The following is a 16688-nucleotide window of genomic DNA, read 5'->3' as shown; positions in this document are numbered from 1 at the left end:
ATGTTAAAATCAGTCATATGTATTAGTAAATAAAAATCATTATATCTAAGAGTTGAAATTAATGGGAGATAGAAAGTGTCTTACAAGTTAAGAAAGGCGTATAAATTTCAAATTTATAAAGTAAAAGTTTTATAGCAAGAAGAGGAGGAATTTATGAATTTTCAAAATAAAAAAATAGTATTACATTTAGAGGTGGTGAAATACCAATTTAAAGATGCAAAAGAGGAGTGTGATAGAAATTGGCTAATAGTAAAAGCGAAACTGTCAGAAGGAAATAAAGTTTTTGAAACGATGGATCCTTTTCTACAAACGTTCGACTTACAGCGTATGAAAAAATGGTTTCAATCATTACCGAATCCTACATATACCGAACTAGATTTCATAGAGCCTAATATAGCGTTTGAATTAATGGGGGAAAATGAAGATGAGTTTCAAATTGTAGTCCGATTATCTCAGGAACTTACCCCTTCATGGTGTAAGGAAGAGGAGTACGAATTTTCTATAAGTATTACACAAGAGGACAGAGAAAAGATTATTCTTTTTATTGAAGAGCAACAAAGAAATTTCCCAAAACGATAAAAAAGACTTGATAACCTACTAGAGGGAATCAAGTCTTTTCATTACATACGATTATCATGCCAGAAGTTTAATGGGAAGTGTTCGTTCTCATTATATGCTTCTAATTCATATCCTTTTTCTTTCAGTCCTTTAATAATTCCAGGTACTGCTTTTACCGATTGTGGATGAATATCATGCATAAGGATAACTTCTGTTGGATTTGTAGCACCATGTAGTACGTTCTCTACAATTTTAGCAGATGCAGCATCAACTTGCATTTTGTTATATTTCCAGTCTAAAGAATCAATTGTCCAATCCCAAACCTTTAAGCCATTTTCTACAACTTTGTTGCGAAGAGCTTCGTTTAATCCTGGCATTGATCCGTAAGATGGGCGAGTTAATACTGGTGATTTACCTAAAACACCAGCGATTAAGCCTTGATCTTCCTTCATTTCATCTACATAATGACCTTCAGTGTAAAGTTTCTTGTAGTTATGAGTCATACTGTGCATCCCAACGTAGTGGCCTTCAGCATCTTCGCGTTTTACAAGATCAGGGAAAGCTTTTACGTTTGAACCAATTAGGAAGAATGTTGCTTTTGCATTTTCTTTCTTTAACATATCTAAAAGCTCAGCTGTGTATTTTCCGGGACCGTCATCAAATGTTAAGTAAGCGACTTTTCTAACTTGTCCGTTATAATGCTTTGGAGCCTCTTTCGGAGCAAGAGATGTTTGAATCTCACTTACAAGTTGAACAGATTTTGCTTCATCCTCTGTACTAGCTAAAGCAGTATGTACTGATCCTAAAGCGGCTTCGTATGTAAATAATACCCCCGCACAAACCAACATAGCCCTTTTTACCAAAGTTGTCATTCGAATTCCATTGTGCATAATTTTCCTTCTCTCTATAAAAGTTCTACTCTACTATATTAGCAATTATAGGTAGGGAAATGCAAAAAAACTTTTTTACAAGTGTAAAAAAGTTTGGCAAAAAGTATGCAAGATTTTAAAGGAATGTCATTTTGGAAGAAACATCACAAATGATTGGATAAATTGAATGGTGAATTGGAAACAATACAAGGGATATTAATTTTAGGAGGTGCTTTAATTGAATTATAAAAAAATACTTTCAATATTAATGACAAGCATATTTACAGTAGGATTATTAATTGGCTGTAATCCAGCTCCAAAAGATGAAAAGGAGCCAGATCCAACGGAGGAACCTTCTGAACAAAGACAGGAGGAAAAAAATAATGAATTAAACAAAAAGGATGAGCAAGAACCAGATCCAACAGAAGAGCCATCTGAGGAACAAAAGAAGAAAAAAGAAAATGAGTAGTTGTAGTTTAATGAAATGTGTAGCATGATTTTGTAACAAAAAATACTTTTTAAAACATACAACCACTTTTCTTGCTTTATAAAAAAGTGGTTGTATAAAATTGTATATGAATTTAAACATTTCATGGATATGACTTTTGCTTTAAGGCTACTTTTTAATTCATGTAGTTTGTGATGTTTATTTCCCCTAAAATGAAGCTTGAAATCAATATTCATCTCTCGTTACAAACTCTTCAATCATCAAATTTAATTGATCCGATATTTCTATCAACAAACTTCTATATTAAATACCTCGTACAACATAATAGCACCTAATGCAGTAATTCCTTCATAAAGCATTATAATGCTTTTTATTAAAATCTTTCCTTAATTTAAGCCTAATATCCCCCTGATGTGTGTTAGTAAGTATTGTTGTGTTAAAATTTTGACAAAAACTATTAATTTATTCGTTTATTTTATGAAGATTTGCTCCTTCTTTTAACGATTAAAGGATTAAATATATTAGAAAGTTTTAATAAAATTAAAACTCTATTTTCTTGGAAGTAGGAAATAAAAAATTTATAGGAATTAGACTAAAGTCTTAAAACGAAAGGAGACTAATCATACTTTCGTATCACTTCATTTTCGTTCCAATTATTGATTCGAATATTTTTGTTTTTTATTAAAATATTGGTAAAGAAATAATTATATAAAAAAAAGGAGTGGGAATATGAATAATTATATTTGTACTACATGTGGAGTACAGTATCCCGAAAATGAAGAAGCACCTTCTCGTTGTAAAATTTGTAATGAGGAAAGACAATATGTTAATCCAATTGGGCAGTCATGGACAACATTAGAAACAATGCAAAATAGCAATTTATACAAAAACGAAATAATAAAAGAAGAAAGCGGTTTGTATAGCATTACTACTAAACCTAAATTTGCGATTGGACAAACAGCATTTTTAATACAAAGTAAAACTCTAAATGTTATGTGGGATTGCATTAGTTATTTAGATGATAAAACGATACAACGTATATATGATTTAGGTGGTATTCAAGCAATAGCACTTTCTCATCCACATTATTATTCTACACAAGTTAAATGGGCAGAAACATTCAATGTACCTATTTATATTCATGAAGATGATAAAGAGTGGGTGGTTCGTCCGAGTAAGCAAATTAAATTTTGGTCTGGGGAGCATCTTTTGTTATCGGAAGAACTTATATTACATCGCTTAGGAGGCCATTTTAAGGGCGGGACTGTTATACATTGGAAAGACGGTAATGAAGGGAAAGGTATTTTGTTATCAGGTGATATTATACAAGTAGTTTCGGATCAAAAATGGGTAAGTTTTATGTATAGTTATCCCAATCTTATTCCATTACCAGCGAATAAAGTTAGAGATATGGCAGAGAAAGTAAAAGATATCCAATTTAGTCGACTATATAATGCATTTCATGGTGTGGTGGAAGATGCAAATAAAGCTGTACAAAGATCTGCTGATCGGTATATAAAGGCCCTGCAAGGAGAACTATTTCATACGTAATAGCTTGTATTTCATCTCTACATTTATATAACTAATTTTATATGAATTTTATACGAAAGTCCTATTGTTTATTAACTTATAGGTCTTTCAACTTAGGAAGCTCACACTAATGAGGGATGTTAAAGGGAATATATGTAACCTATACTAATTACTATAAAGCTTTGGAAAATGAAAAGGAGGAGATTTGCATGAAGAATTGGGTTCAATTTAGAATTGCAAGACCAACAGATAGATTTGAAGAAGTGATAAGTTTTTATGAAACAGGATTAGGATTAAAACGTATAGGGGAATTTCACAATCATGAAGGATATGACGGGGTTATGTTTGGTTTACCAGATGAAGAATATCATTTGGAGTTTACTACACATGTTAATGGAAGTCCATGTCCGGCACCGACAAAAGATAATTTACTAGTTTTTTATATGCCTAATAAAGGTGAAATTGAAAAGATAGTGAATCGATTAAGTAATATGGGCTATCATGAGGTGGAACCAGAAAACCCGTATTGGATAGAGAAAGGAACCACAATAGAGGATCCAGATGGTTGGAGAATTGTGCTTATGAATGCATCTGAATAAAGAAACTATTATTATATGAAATAGAGTGTAACAAAATGATTTAGACATAAATCCCTACAGTGTTTGTAGGGATTTTTATATAAGAAAATCTTATTGAGAGAGTTATTAAAATGTAGAAAGATTTTGGCTAAGAGCAAATGTAATAAACATAATTTATGAAGGAGGTATAAAAGTATGATAGTAAAACATTTTAAAGAGTTTTCTAAACATGTTGGAAATACACCTCTCATGAAATTAGAATGCGAAGAAACGAAGAACCTTTCTATCTATGCTAAATGTGAATGGCATAATCCTACAGGATCAATTAAGGATAGGGCCGCACTTGGAATGATTAATAAATATTTACAAGAAGCGGACAAAAAACAAAATATTTTAGAGTATAGTGGTGGAAGCTTAGCGAGGTCAATTGGGTGTATTTGTAATTGTTTAGGGATTGAATGCACGTTAGTGTTAAGTTCTGCAACTGGTCAATCTCTATTAAATAAACTCAAATATTATGGTGCTAACGTAATCTTAGTTGATAAATGTAAGGGGTTTTACGCAGTAATTGAGAAGGCAATAGAGATTAGCAAACAAAATCCAGAATTATACTTTTTATTCCAACATTATAATAATGCAAATATAGTAAGTCATATTGAAGGTACAGGACGAGAAATTATTGCACAAATGATTGGAAAACCAATACATGCATGGGTAGCATCTGCTGGTACTGGTGGAACTCTAATGGGAGGCTATACAGCAATAAAGAATTATACAAAAAATGTTGAACTACATTTAGTAATGCCTGCTGAATTGCCTTATGCTTCGGAACAACCACCAAATGATTTAAAGAAATATGCTGGATCAGGTGGGTTCGGCTTAGGAAGGAAACAACGTTTCATAGAACAGGAAGAAAATTTGATAGAAAAACAATGGACTTATTCATATGAAGATACCCTGTATGAAATGGCACGTTTTTACAAAGATACTGGTATAAAAATAGGAACTTCTGCGGCAGCGAATTTATTAGCTGCTAAACAAATTGGGAAAGAAAAAGGTGCGAATTTTAATGTAGTTACAGTTTTTCCGGACGCAGGGTCAATAGAAGAGTGGTCAGATGTAAAAAAATTAGTTGAAAAATAGGGGATAGACCAAATGATAGAGAGGACCATCAAAAAACTGTATGTTTAACTGGTACAGTTTTTTGATGGTGTGGCTGTGTAATGTTTAGAAATTTCACATACCGTATTTTAAAAATAAATATAGGAAAACCAAAAAGTAATGTAGAATATATCGTGCATACATGTATAAAGTCAACATAAAAGATAAAGAGGTGGGTATATGTTTCTTGAGGAAGTAATGCAGCAACTAGAGAAATATGGAACAGAACAAAATCGTAAAACGTATAAAAACCACGGAGCGAAAGAGCCACTATTCGGAGTTAGTTTTGCGAATTTAAAATTGTTAAAAAAGAAGCTAAAAAAAGATCATGATTTAGCAGTTGAATTGTGGGAAACAAAAAATATGGACGCAATGACATTAGCAACTTATATTTTAGATCCGAAGAAAATAACGACAGAACAGCTTAATAGTTGGGTTCAGGATGTTGATTATTACTGTTTAATGGATGTTCTTATGACATCTATATGTACTTCGCCAATTGCAATAGAAAGAATGGAAGAGTGGACAAAGTTTAATGATGAATGGATTGGAAGAGCTGGCTGGTCTTTATTAGCAAATATAGCGATTAAAAATAAAGCGTTACATGATGATTTCTTCTCTCCGTACTTAGAAGAGATTAAAGAAAATATACATAATGAAAAAAATAGAAAAAAAGAAGCGATGAATAGTGCTTTAATCGCAATAGGAATTCGTAATGAAGACTTAGAGCGACAAACGATTGAAATTGCGCGTGAAATTGGAAAAGTAGAGGTTGATCACGGTGCGACATCATGTAAAACACCAGATGCAGAAAGCTATATAAAAAAAGCGAGAGAAAGAGCTGAAAAAAAGAAAGTGAAATAAGAAAAGAGGAACGGTTATGAAACCAATTGAAGCAGCACAAAACATAATTACATCACAATTTCCGAATTGTGATGTAGCTTTACTCGGCGGAAGCGTTGCACGAGGAGAAGCGACGAAAACATCTGACCTTGATATTGTAATAGTCGATCAAAGTTTAACTTCTTGTTATAGAGAATCTTTCTATAGTAATGGATGGCCTGTTGAGGTGTTTGTTCATAATTTTGAAACATATAAAACCTTTTTCAAAATGGATTGTGATCGAGGGAGACCGTCGTTACCACAATTAGTTTCAGAAGGGATTGCATTAAAAGGGGAAAAGGAAATTGTTGAGAAATTAAAAAAAGAAGCGAATGGTTTACTACATAAAGGACCAGATAAATGGACGGAAGAAACGATTAAGCAGAAGCGATATTTTATTACGGATACTTTAGATGACTTTATTGGTGCAACGAAAAGAGAAGAAGAATTGTTTATCGCTAATCTATTAGCGGATTTAGTACATGAATATGTATTAAGAGTAAATGGTAGGTGGCTTGGGAGTTCAAAATGGTTCATTAGAGTGCTAAGAAGGTATGATGAGCAATATGCAAACAAATTTGTAGCCGCTTTTGATCATTTTTATAAAACGGGAGAGAAAAATGAATGTACCATATGTTCAATTAAGAGAATTGACATTAGATGATGTAGAAGATCGCTATCAATGGTCATTAGATAGAGATGTAACAAAGCATTTAGTCGTACCAGATCAATATCCTCCGTTCACTCGTGAAGATACGAGAAACTGGATTGAAGCTTGTATAAGCCGAAAAAATGGTTATGAACAAAGGGCAATTGTTACTGAGAAAGGTATACATATTGGATGGGTAGACCTTAAAAATTTTGATAAAACAAATAAAAATGCAGAACTAGGAATTGCGATTGGAAATAAAGACTATTGGGGTAAAGGATTTGGAATGGCAGCTCTAAACAGCATGTTACATATAGGTTTTTCCCAGTTTGAATTGGAGAAAATTTGGTTACGTGTAGATGAAGATAATACACAAGCTAAAAAGAGTTATGAACATGCCGGATTTGTATGTGAAGGGTTAATGAGAAATGATCGATTGAGACAGGGGAAGTTCATTCATCGCTATCGTTACAGTATATTAAAAGAAGAGTATGAATTAAAAAATAATAACCTATAAAAATATTATGTAAATGAAAAAGGGGAAGATAAAATGATTCGATTACTTACAAAAGCGGATGCAAAACAATATTGGGAGTTACGTTTACAAGCACTACAAGTAAACCCAGAAGCATTTGTAACGACTTATGAAGAAGCAGTACGTCAAGAAAACCCTCTTGAACGCGTTGCTAGTAATCTTTCATCTAACAGTAGTTTTACATTTGGTGCTTTTAATAATGAAAATCGTTTAGTTGGGGTTGTTACTTTATTAACAGAAGAAAAGGATGCATATAAGCATAAAGGGCATATCGTTGCAATGTATGTAGATACTGAAAATCGAAAAAGTGGCTTTGCACGTGATTTAATACGTAAAGCAATTGAAAGAGCAAAAGAGATGAAGCTAGAACAATTGAATTTAGGGGTTGTGTCAACGAACGAACCAGCCAAACGATTATATGAATCAATGGGATTTAAAACGTACGGAATTGAAAAAAGGGCTATAAAAATGAATGGTGTGTATAGTGATGATGAACATATGGTGTTGTTCTTTTAAGAGAGGAAGTTTAGCATGAAAGATCTCCATTTAGAAAGAAATATGGACCTTCAAGTAGCGATTTTGTATGCGACGGTTGCTGATACGTTTAATAGATTGCAAAGGTTAGTAGAAGGTACTGAAGAGAACGAACTATCCTATAAAGGGTCTGAAAATAATGAAAATAGTATTGGGCAGTTACTTCAGCATTTAGCAGTTGTCGATTTACATTGGGTGTATCGTTTCAAGGGAGAAGATGTTCCAACAACATTTGAAAATAAATATGGTCCCATGTTGAATGAAGTAGGAGAAATGCCGAGTTTAAGAAAATACACGTTGCAAGAGTTAATGCAAGATTATGAAGCAGTGCAAAAATTGTTTCATGAAGAATGTATGAAACTAACAGAAACTGATTTAACGCGGGAAGTTTTGTATGAAAAAGGGGAAACTGCGACTAGAAGATGGGGAATTTGGCTATAGCAGATCATAATCGATATCATCAAGCACATATAAGTCGATTGAGGAAATTATATAGAGCTAGATTACATACAAGTTAAAGATTGTGAATTTTAATTATATTTATTTTGTTGTATAGTATTAGGGAGAAACTAAACAAGGGGTTTTACAATGAAAGCAATTGTTATAGGGATACTGGCATCATTTTTCTTTGCCTTTACCTTTGTTTTAAACCGGGCAATGGACTTAGAAGGTGGAAGCTGGATTTGGAGTGCATCATTACGGTATTATTTTATGGTTCCAATGCTATTACTTATTGTTATGTATAGAGGGAACTTAAAGCAACTCTTTCAATATATGAAAAACAATCCGAAAGAATGGTTAGTATGGAGTATCGTTGGATTTGGTCTCTTTTATGCACCGCTTAGTTTTGCTGGAGCGTTCGGACCAGGTTGGCTTGTTGCATCAACATGGCAAATTACAATCGTTGCAGGGATTTTGTTAACACCATTTTTTGCGGTGGATCCACTACATAAAAAACTTCCGATGAAGGAATTAGTTATGTCGGGTATTATTTTATTTGGTGTTGTTCTCATGCAAGTAGAACATGCTTCTTCATTAGGTATTCGTGAAACCGTTTTATGTGTAGTTCCTGTACTTATTGCAGCATTTGCGTATCCTCTTGGAAATCGAAAAATGATGCAAGTTTGTAAAGGGGAATTAGATGTATTTCAGCGAGTACTCGGTATGACATTAGCAAGTTTACCATTTTGGTTTTTATTATCTGGTTACGAAGTATCAACTGGCGGATTACCGTCAAGTAGCCAAGTTTTTCAATGTTTTATTGTAGCAGTTAGTTCGGGGTTAATCGCGACAGTATTATTTTTCTTTGCAACAGATCTTGTGAAAGATGATCCACAAAAACTAGCAACAGTGGAAGCGACGCAGTCTGGTGAAGTTTTATTTGCGCTAGTAGGAGAGCTGATCTGGTTATCTGCACCAATTCCGTCATCATTATCTTGGATTGGTATGAGTCTCGTTATTATTGGGATGATACTTCATAGTTATGTAGCTGTCGTTGTAAAAAAAGAAGAAAAAATAACGGCGTAATGAGACTAGCTCTTTTTATTAAGAGCTAGTATTTTTTCGTAGAAAGGGATGAAAGTATGAATTTACAACTTGTTGAACAACTTGAAAAAGATTCAATATTAAATGTGCTACAATATGCCGTCGGTCCAAATGAAATAAGCTTAAAGAAAGCAGTATTACTTTATCAAAATAATAAAGGGACTTTGTACAAATATGAAGAAAAAGCTTGTATAGGTATAGAAGTAATCGGAGCAACTAAAGCACGAGTATGTCATATAGCAGTGGATCCAGATTATCGTCAAAAAGGAATTGCACTGCAAATGATTAAAGAGGTTGTAAGAATATATCAATTGACTTATATAGAAGCAGAGACAGACGATGGGGCGGTAGAATTTTATAAAAGAATTGGTTTTCGAGTTAAAAGTTTAGGAGAAAAATATAAGGAAATCGAAAGATTTCATTGTTATTTGGAAAAATAGTATAAAAATATGCATATGGAGTATAGTCTGAAAAAATAAGATCTACATTTTTCTTCATTTCAAAAAACTCTCGTTCATCATTATCTACGATTTTAATAGAGTTTTGAGTCTTCAGTATAATAATATACATATTTTTGTAGTAATGAATATGATTAAGTTAAAAATTAAGAAAAATATGATAATATATTTATATAAAAGTTTAAATTTACATGGCTAGTGGGGGAACCAATATGAAAATGAATGATATAGTAGCAAGTACAAAATTTCCAAATACAATCGAAACAATAACAAAAGATTTAAAAGCATTAGGAATCGAAAAAGGAATGACAATTATCGTTCATTCATCACTAAGTTCTATCGGGTGGATATCTGGTGGTGCGGTTGCCGTAGTAGAAGCATTAATGAAAGTTGTTACGGAAGAAGGAACGATAATAATGCCAACGCAATCTTCGGATTTATCCGATCCGAAACATTGGTCAAGACCACCTGTACCGGAAGACTGGTGGCAAATTATCCGAGATAACGTCCCGGCATTTGATTCACGTATAACCCCAACAAGGGGAATGGGTGAAATAGTTGAATGTTTTCGTACATATCCGAATGTAGTACGTAGTAATCATCCGTTAGGAAGTTTTGCTGCATGGGGAAAACATGCAGTAGAAATAACAATGAACCATTCGTTATCAATGAGCTTTGGAGAAGAATCTCCATTAAGAAAAATATATGATTTAGACGGGTACGTATTATTAATTGGTGTTGGATATGATTCCAATACGTCTGTTCATTTATCCGAGGTGCGTACTGGTGCATGTGAGTTAATACAAGTAGGAGCACCTATTATAGAAAACGGTGAGAGAGTGTGGAAAGAGTTTGTTGAAATGGATTACGAATCTGAGAAGTTTGTTGAAATTGGTGTTGAGTTTGAGCGAAAAGGAACTGTAAAAAATGGGAAGATAGGGAATGCAACGTGTCGTCTAATGAAACAGCGTGATATAGTTGACTTTGGAACAGAATGGTTTCGTAAGAAAAATTAGTAAGGGATGGTTACAATGAAAGGGAAAAAGGTATTAATTACGAGCGGTGGTTGTCTAGAAAAATGGGATCAAGTACGCGGGCATACGAATATGGCTAAAGGTACAATCGGAAGGATAATCGCAGAAGAACTTCTAGCTAAAGGGGCACATGTTATATATTTACACGGTTATTTTGCGGAGAAACCGAGCGATGTACATAGAGGGTTAGAATTACATCCATTTGAAGGGATTGTTGATTTACAAGATAAAATGAAAAGTATCATCACACATGAAAAGGTTGATGCGGTTATTATGGCAGCGGCTGGATCAGATTGGATTGTGGAGAAGATCTGTGATCAAGATGGTAATGTTCTTAATATGAACGGAAAAATTTCAAGTGATATTGCACCGATTATTCACTTTCAAAAGGCTCCAAAAGTATTAAAACAAATAAAAGAATGGGACCCAGAAACAGTACTTATTGGTTTTAAACTTGAAAGTGATTTAAATGAAGAAGAACTGTTTGAAAGAGCGAAAAATAGAATGAAAGAAGCAAGGGCGAATGTAATGATTGCGAATTCACCACATTCTTTATATTCGCGCGGAGCTGTGCATTATGTAATTGGACAAGATGGTAAAGGGAAGTTGTGTAATGGGAAAGATGAAACAGCGAAAGAAATTGTCAAAAGCTTAGAGGTATTATGTAATCGTGTCACTGCTTTTTAAAATTAAGTTTTTAGATAAGAATGAATCCGCATAGTAATAAGTAAGCGAAACTTTAATTGGTGGGAATTTTACTTTTACACGAATGTGAAGCGTATATCAATCAAGAGCTATACACAGAATAATTGGTGAGGAGTGGATTCTATGGAACATTTATTAAAGCAAGCTATTAAACTTAGAAACGAAAAGAAATATGCGCAGTCTAAAGAGATGCTTATAGGATTAACAAACTTTACAAAGGATGCAGAAGTACTGTATCAGTGTGCGTGGATACATGATGTAATGGGGCTAGAAACAGAAGCAGTTCCGTATTATGAGCAGGCAATCGCAAATGGACTTGATGGCGAATCCCTTTGCGGTGCTTATATTGGTCTAGGAAGTACATACCGTTGTATAGGGGAATATGAAAAGGCAATTACAGTATTAGAAGCTGGGGTGAAAAAATTCCCAGAGAACGATCCGATGAAAGTATTTTTATCATTAGCAAAATATAACGTAAACGATCACGAGTCAGCGATGAAATTATTACTTGAAACTGTCGTGAAAGTAGAGGAAGTAAAAGAATTTGAACGTGCCATTTCATTTTATAAAGACCACTTAAATGAGGTTTTTAAATAAAGGAGTGAACGTATGAATGTTACACTATCGCGAAGGCGAAAAGGTATTTGGATTGGACTCGTCTCTTTAATTATGCTATCAAACTATTTATTGTATGCTCTTCCAATAGTACCAGCTGCGCCGAAAGAAGTTGTACTTGGGTCATTATTAGATTGCATGTTTGTCATTCCAATCATCACGTATTTCTTCATTATTCGAAAAAGGTACTCGTTAACGTATATAGTTCCTGTTGTAATAGCTGGTTATATTTTTGCAAGATTTATTATTCCAAGTGACTATTTACAAGATTTTTCATACGTTTCTTATATTATAGTTGCAGGAGAAATTGCTTTTGTATGTTTAGAGTTATTCCTTCTATATAAAATTGTTAGAAAGCTTCCTACCATAATAAAAAAATATAAAGAATATAAAAGTGAGTACTCTTCATTTTCTTATGCAATTGATGCTGCGTTTGACGCTACTATGAAAAGAAATAAATTAATAGATATCATTGTAACGGAGTGTAAGTTAATCTATTATGCATTTTTATCGTGGCGTGAAAAAGTACCAGAAGGTGAATACGTATACTCATATCACAAAAAGACTGGTGCAATAGGTGTATATATCATGATCATCCATGCGACCTTAATAGAAAGTATTGGTTTTCATTATTTGCTACACCAGTGGAATCCAGTAATAGCATGGATTTTACTTATTTTAAATGTATACGCGATGATTTATTTTATAGCTGAAATACAAGCGATGCGTAAAAATCCACTTATCGTAACAGAAGAACAAGTAATCATTCAAATTGGATTAGGAAAGAAAATTGTTATATCATTTACACAAATTGATAATATTGCGTTCTACAAGGATGAATTGCTAACGGCAAAAGAAGGGAAACAGGTATTGGATGCAACTGTTATGGAGTTCATAAAAGAACCTGCTACTTTTGAAATAACATTAAAAGAGCCAGTGAAAGCACAGTTGTTATATGGATTTTCTAAAACAGTAAGTCGTGTGCACTTAAATGTTGATGAAGAACGAAAATTTTATGATGCGGTTAAGGAAAAGTTAAAACATGAGTAATAGTGCTGTTAGTTACATAAAAACAAATAAACTTCCGTTAGAAGTGAAAAACTCTTTCTAAATAAGAAGGAGTTTTTCTTGTATAAATCATTATATAAAAAACTATATACTTCTTTATCACTATATAAATGGATATAATTGAGGATAGAACTAGTGTAAGGGGAAACAAAATAATGAATAAGTTACTTACATCGAAAATTGAAATTATAGAAAGAAAAATCCGATATAACTCAACAATAGTAGATCACAAGTGTTTATTACTTGAAAAGCAATCACAAAGTATTGTTTTATTTCACGAGGTGCAGTATTCATTTACAATGACTGCAAATGATACTAAGTTAACAATCCCAAAAGGGAGTTATACAATCGCATATTACTGGAAAGATTGTCCGTACAATTTATACGTATGGAGAGATATAAAAGGGAAGTATTTAGGTTCCTATTTTAATATCGTAAAAAATACACAAATAAAAGACGAAGTGGTTTCCTTCGAAGATTTAATCATTGATATTATGGTACTTCCAAATGGAGAATACTTCATATTAGATGAGGATGAATTACCAGAACCATTAGGAAATTTCGAAGGTGGTTATGTGAAGGAAGCTCTTTATATATTAATGGATACAATTAAAACGTTCCTTCCAAAAATAATAAAAGGGACTGCTGATATCTTTAAAAATAAATAATGTTCGCTAAAACCCAGTTGACTTATCGGAAATATTTGTATAATATGTACTTAATTCCATAACGTATTGCTGATTGGAGAAACCAAAGGCATTTTATCTGTTGATAAAATGCCTTTGGTTTTTTTATTGCACAAATACTGAATCTGTTCATTTATATGAATCATTTTAAGGAGGGGAAGAAATGACTGTTTCAATTGATGGGGTATCAAAATATTTTTTGAAACAAACTGGTACTGTTCAAGTATTAGAGAATATTAATTTTCAATTAGAGAAAGGGGATTTTGTTACAGTAATTGGTCCGAGTGGGTGCGGAAAAAGTACATTACTAAAAATTGTTGCAGGTCTAGATAATGATTTTGAAGGTGAAGTTATTATTGACGGGGAGCCTATCTTAAAAACGAGCAAGAAACAAGGTTTTATTTTTCAAGAGCATAGGCTTTTTCCATGGTTAACAGTTGAAGAAAATATAGCGGCAGATTTGTCGTTAAAAGATAAGTATGTGAAAGATAAGGTGAGAGAATGGGTTGAAATCGTTCGGTTAGATGGCTTTGAAAAATCGTATCCGAAAGAAATTTCAGGCGGGATGTCACAACGTGTTGCGATAGCGAGAGCGTTATTAAGAGATCCGAATGTATTATTACTTGATGAACCTTTTGGAGCGCTGGATGCTTTTACTCGAAGTCATTTACAAGAAGTATTGCTGAATATTTGGGAGCAGAAGAAAACAACAATGATATTCGTTACACATGATATAGACGAAGCGATATATCTTTCAAACCGAATTATCATTATGAGTGCAAAACCAGGGAAAATACATAAAGTGATTGAAAATAATTTGCCTTATCCGCGAAATAAAACTTCTCAATCGTTCCAACAACTTCGAACGAAAGTATTACAGCAGTTTGAATATGGAGGGTTGATTCAAACAAGTATATAGGAAAAGGGTGATTTTATATGTATAAAAAATTTAAAGTTCTTTCTTTTGCTTTAGCTATATCAGTATGTTTATTAGGATGCGAAAAAAGTACAGCAAGTAGTAAGAAAGAAGATGTAACAATACAAATTGGTATACAGCAAGGATTAAGCCCGCTATTACTAGCAAAGAAAAAGGGATGGTTTGAAGAGGAGTTTAAAAAAGAAGGAGTTAAAGTGAAATGGACAGAGTTCCAAAGTGGACCTCCTTATTTTGAAGCAATCGCATCAAACCGGTTAGACTTTGGTGAAGTAGGGAATTCTCCAGTCATTTCAGCGCAAGCAGCAGGTATTGGATTTACCGAAATCGCCAATACAAGTTATGCGAGAAAAGGAACTGGAATTCTCGTTCAAAAAGATAGCAAGATTGCGAGTGTAAAGGATTTAAAAGGTAAAAAAATTGCAGTAGCAAAAGGAAGTAGTGCCTTTAATTTATTGTATCGAGCACTTGATAAAGAAGGTATTGATGCAAAAGATGTAAATGTCATTCAATTACAACCAGATGAAGCGCAGCCTGCATTCGAATCAGGATCAGTAGATGCATGGGCGATTTGGGACCCTTTCATATCATTACATACGTTAAATAAAGGTGCGAAGGTGATTGCAGACGGTGAAACATTAAATGTCTCTTCACCAGAATTTTTAATTACGAGGACAAAATTTGCGAAAGAACATCCAGAATTAGTTGAGAAATTCCTCAAAGTTTATGAGAAAGCACGTGTATGGCAAGATGCTAACTTAGATGAAGCAATAAAAGTATACACTTCTGTAAAAAAGATAGATGCAGAGATTGTAAAAGAAGTGTTTAATCACGACAAACCAATTTTAGTTCCGGTAACGAAGGAAATAATAGCAGAACAACAAAAGACAGCGGATTTTCAATATAAGCTCGGTTCTATAAAGAAAGAAATTAAGACGGAAAAAGTTGTAGATAATTCTTTCGTAGAAAAAGCATTGAAAGCGAAGTGAAAAGAGGTTTTGTAAAGTGGAAAATACGAAAGCTGTTATGAAACCAGCGAGTATAACGATTAAGAAAAATGGCATAAAGAAGGTACGAAAGTTAAATGTAAAAGTTTTAGTAAGGGCGATTACTATACCGGTTATTATATTAATAATTTGGCAGTTGGCTGGCGTATTCGGTCTTGTTTCTAAAACAGTTTTACCAACACCATTAGATATTTTTCTAGCTTTCCAAGAGCTTATTAAAACAGGAGAGTTATTCGGCCATTTAAGTATTAGTGTATTCAGGGCTGCGGCTGGTTTCTTTATTGGTGGGGGCTTAGGAATCATTTTAGGAACGATTGTTGGATTTTCAACGAGAAGTGAGCAATATTTAGACCCATCTGTGCAAATGTTAAGAACTGTACCTCATTTAGCTGTTGCGCCGCTTTTCGTATTATGGTTCGGTTTTGGTGAAACATCGAAAGTGCTATTAATTGCAGATGGTGCATTTTTTCCTTTATACGTAAACGCATTTTTAGGTATTAGAGGTGTGGATTCAAAGTTATTTGATGTTGCGAGAGTGTTAGAGTTTAGCAAAAGAAAACTAATTACGAAACTAATTTTACCATCTGCATTGCCTAACCTTTTACTAGGAGCAAGGTTATCGTTAGGTGTTGCATGGGTGAGTTTAGTAGTAGCAGAACTTATGGGATCTACAGAAGGTATTGGTTATATGATTATGGATGCAAGGCAATTTTCAAATACAGATATTGTATTTGTCGGCATAATTATCTTTGCATTTGTTGGGAAGTTTTCTGACTCTCTAGTACGTTTACTAGAAGTGAAGTTTTTAAGATGGCGAGATAATTTTAAAGGTGAGACTAGGAATTAACATATAAATTATTAGGGGTAATTTATATAGAATTTGTTAGTATAC

General features: G+C 33.4%; 20 protein-coding genes and 1 pseudogene. 20 read left to right on the top strand and 1 reads right to left on the bottom strand.

Annotation, left to right across the window (positions count from 1 at the left end; genetic code table 11):
- Positions 1-153 precede the first annotated feature (153 nt).
- On the top strand, positions 154-579 hold the full coding sequence (locus BCG9842_RS14455; protein ID WP_001010973.1) for a WapI family immunity protein: 426 nt from the start codon (positions 154-156) through the stop codon (positions 577-579).
- A gap of 41 nt (positions 580-620) precedes the next feature.
- Here BCG9842_RS14455 and BCG9842_RS14450 read toward each other — a convergent pair whose 3' ends face one another.
- Positions 621-1448 (bottom strand): peptidoglycan-N-acetylglucosamine deacetylase, encoded by an 828-nt coding sequence (locus tag BCG9842_RS14450; RefSeq protein ID WP_000551449.1) that lies wholly within the window; start codon positions 1446-1448, stop codon positions 621-623.
- Positions 1449-1665: 217 nt separating this feature from the next.
- Here BCG9842_RS14450 and BCG9842_RS14445 point away from each other — a divergent pair, with 217 nt between their 5' ends.
- From BCG9842_RS14445 to BCG9842_RS14355, 19 genes and pseudogenes are all read left to right on the top strand, one after another.
- The gene (locus BCG9842_RS14445) at positions 1666-1896 is read left to right on the top strand and encodes a hypothetical protein (protein WP_001106975.1); all 231 of its coding nucleotides are present in this window, start codon (positions 1666-1668) and stop codon (positions 1894-1896) included.
- Between the two features lie 708 nt (positions 1897-2604).
- Positions 2605-3426 carry a hypothetical protein gene (locus BCG9842_RS14440; RefSeq protein WP_001067271.1) on the top strand — a complete coding sequence of 274 codons (822 nt, stop codon included), beginning with the start codon at positions 2605-2607 and terminating at the stop codon, positions 3424-3426.
- A 188-nt stretch (positions 3427-3614) separates the two neighbouring features.
- On the top strand, positions 3615-4004 hold the full coding sequence (locus tag BCG9842_RS14435) for a VOC family protein (RefSeq protein ID WP_000800678.1): 390 nt from the start codon (positions 3615-3617) through the stop codon (positions 4002-4004).
- A gap of 174 nt (positions 4005-4178) precedes the next feature.
- A complete protein-coding gene (locus BCG9842_RS14430; RefSeq protein WP_000635843.1) occupies positions 4179-5126 on the top strand; it encodes a PLP-dependent cysteine synthase family protein in 948 nt (315 codons plus the stop codon).
- A 198-nt stretch (positions 5127-5324) separates the two neighbouring features.
- A complete protein-coding gene (locus BCG9842_RS14425; protein ID WP_000478213.1) occupies positions 5325-6008 on the top strand; it encodes a DNA alkylation repair protein in 684 nt (227 codons plus the stop codon).
- Between the two features lie 16 nt (positions 6009-6024).
- Positions 6025-6690, top strand: coding sequence for a nucleotidyltransferase domain-containing protein (locus BCG9842_RS14420; RefSeq protein WP_000802429.1), 666 nt, complete (start codon positions 6025-6027; stop codon positions 6688-6690).
- A complete protein-coding gene (locus BCG9842_RS14415; protein WP_001102493.1) occupies positions 6647-7192 on the top strand; it encodes a GNAT family N-acetyltransferase in 546 nt (181 codons plus the stop codon). Before BCG9842_RS14420 ends, BCG9842_RS14415 begins: the two co-directional genes overlap by 44 nt.
- A gap of 33 nt (positions 7193-7225) precedes the next feature.
- Positions 7226-7726: a GNAT family N-acetyltransferase gene (locus BCG9842_RS14410; protein ID WP_000620320.1), complete on the top strand. Its 501-nt coding sequence runs from the start codon at positions 7226-7228 to the stop codon at positions 7724-7726.
- A 15-nt stretch (positions 7727-7741) separates the two neighbouring features.
- Positions 7742-8262, top strand: a pseudogene (locus BCG9842_RS14405) (DinB family protein).
- A 70-nt stretch (positions 8263-8332) separates the two neighbouring features.
- Positions 8333-9271, top strand: coding sequence for a DMT family transporter (locus tag BCG9842_RS14400; protein WP_000644594.1), 939 nt, complete (start codon positions 8333-8335; stop codon positions 9269-9271).
- Between the two features lie 56 nt (positions 9272-9327).
- A complete protein-coding gene (locus BCG9842_RS14395) occupies positions 9328-9729 on the top strand; it encodes a GNAT family N-acetyltransferase (RefSeq protein WP_001053229.1) in 402 nt (133 codons plus the stop codon).
- A gap of 236 nt (positions 9730-9965) precedes the next feature.
- On the top strand, positions 9966-10763 hold the full coding sequence (locus tag BCG9842_RS14390) for an aminoglycoside N(3)-acetyltransferase (protein WP_127726076.1): 798 nt from the start codon (positions 9966-9968) through the stop codon (positions 10761-10763).
- A gap of 15 nt (positions 10764-10778) precedes the next feature.
- Positions 10779-11468 carry a phosphopantothenoylcysteine decarboxylase domain-containing protein gene (locus BCG9842_RS14385; RefSeq protein WP_000676727.1) on the top strand — a complete coding sequence of 230 codons (690 nt, stop codon included), beginning with the start codon at positions 10779-10781 and terminating at the stop codon, positions 11466-11468.
- 141 nt (positions 11469-11609) lie between these two features.
- Positions 11610-12083, top strand: coding sequence for a tetratricopeptide repeat protein (locus BCG9842_RS14380; RefSeq protein ID WP_000400637.1), 474 nt, complete (start codon positions 11610-11612; stop codon positions 12081-12083).
- A 12-nt stretch (positions 12084-12095) separates the two neighbouring features.
- Positions 12096-13151 (top strand): hypothetical protein, encoded by a 1056-nt coding sequence (locus BCG9842_RS14375; protein WP_001103388.1) that lies wholly within the window; start codon positions 12096-12098, stop codon positions 13149-13151.
- A 173-nt stretch (positions 13152-13324) separates the two neighbouring features.
- Positions 13325-13837, top strand: a complete 513-nt coding sequence (locus BCG9842_RS14370) for a DUF402 domain-containing protein (RefSeq protein WP_001037871.1) — start codon at positions 13325-13327, stop codon at positions 13835-13837.
- Positions 13838-14018: 181 nt separating this feature from the next.
- Entirely contained in the window at positions 14019-14774 is a 756-nt protein-coding gene (locus BCG9842_RS14365; RefSeq protein ID WP_000218578.1) for an ABC transporter ATP-binding protein, read from the top strand.
- Positions 14775-14791: 17 nt separating this feature from the next.
- The gene (locus BCG9842_RS14360; protein ID WP_000276925.1) at positions 14792-15778 is read left to right on the top strand and encodes an aliphatic sulfonate ABC transporter substrate-binding protein; all 987 of its coding nucleotides are present in this window, start codon (positions 14792-14794) and stop codon (positions 15776-15778) included.
- Positions 15779-15794: 16 nt separating this feature from the next.
- On the top strand, positions 15795-16643 hold the full coding sequence (locus tag BCG9842_RS14355; RefSeq protein WP_000432136.1) for an ABC transporter permease: 849 nt from the start codon (positions 15795-15797) through the stop codon (positions 16641-16643).
- Positions 16644-16688: the final 45 nt, after the last annotated feature.

Origin of the sequence: Bacillus cereus G9842, from assembly GCF_000021305.1 — a bacterium.
In the GTDB taxonomy this organism is placed as follows: domain Bacteria; phylum Bacillota; class Bacilli; order Bacillales; family Bacillaceae_G; genus Bacillus_A; species Bacillus_A thuringiensis_S.
Note: the sequence above shows the minus strand (reverse complement) of the source record. Positions and strands in the feature narration are given on the sequence as shown.